Source organism: Burkholderia sp. HI2714 (genome assembly GCF_002223085.1).
Taxonomy (GTDB): domain Bacteria; phylum Pseudomonadota; class Gammaproteobacteria; order Burkholderiales; family Burkholderiaceae; genus Burkholderia; species Burkholderia lata_D.
This window is the reverse complement of the sequence record NZ_NKFM01000181.1, coordinates 1-576: the sequence shown is the minus strand read 5'-3', so window position 1 is coordinate 576 and position 576 is coordinate 1. Positions and strand designations below refer to the sequence as shown.

Here is a 576-nt window from a genome sequence, read left to right as displayed (position 1 = left end):
CGAAACCGGGCTCGAACTGCTGCGCCAGGCTTCGCGCGGATTACCCCGTCACGCCGGGCGCATCCTGCGCACCGCCATGCAATTGGCCGTGCCCCGTGGGCTGAACCATCTGCCCGACGAACTGCTGCAGCAGGCCATCGGGGAAATGCGATGACCACCCCGCACGCCACTATCCGCGAGTCCATCATGTACATGTTCACGCGCAGCGCCGGCGTCGACGACCCGGCACTCTCCGACGAAACCGCCTTCGTCATCCAGTGCATCCTCGACGATCTCTGGCTATGGTTCAACACAACCTACGGCGAACAGGCTCGTCGCTACGTCCCGAAGGACGTGCCCGCGGCGGACCATCCACCCGATCCCGGCGACGCGCTGCCTGACAACCCATTCTGAACACCGGCCCCGGCTTCCAGCACCGGGGCCGTTTCGCTTCGAGCGCGCGACGACCGCATGCCATGCGGCCCATCATGTCTCGCGCTCAACTGCAGTGCATTTCTTCTCGCCGAACGCGCGACACCTGCCGCTGTCTCACGCCGAATATCTCGCGACGCCGATTCTCGTACAGGTCGCGACATA

General features: G+C 64.9%; 1 protein-coding gene. It reads left to right on the top strand.

Going from position 1 to position 576, the window contains the following annotated elements; genetic code table 11:
- Positions 1–150 precede the first annotated feature (150 nt).
- Positions 151–393, top strand: coding sequence for a hypothetical protein (locus CFB82_RS41795; RefSeq protein WP_089487988.1), 243 nt, complete (start codon positions 151–153; stop codon positions 391–393).
- The last annotated feature ends 183 nt before the right edge of the window (positions 394–576 follow it).

Coding starts and splice junctions, on each gene's coding strand:
- CFB82_RS41795 (WP_089487988.1), top strand. CDS start 151: ATGACCACCCCGCACGCCACTATCCGCGAGTCCATCATGTACATGTTC.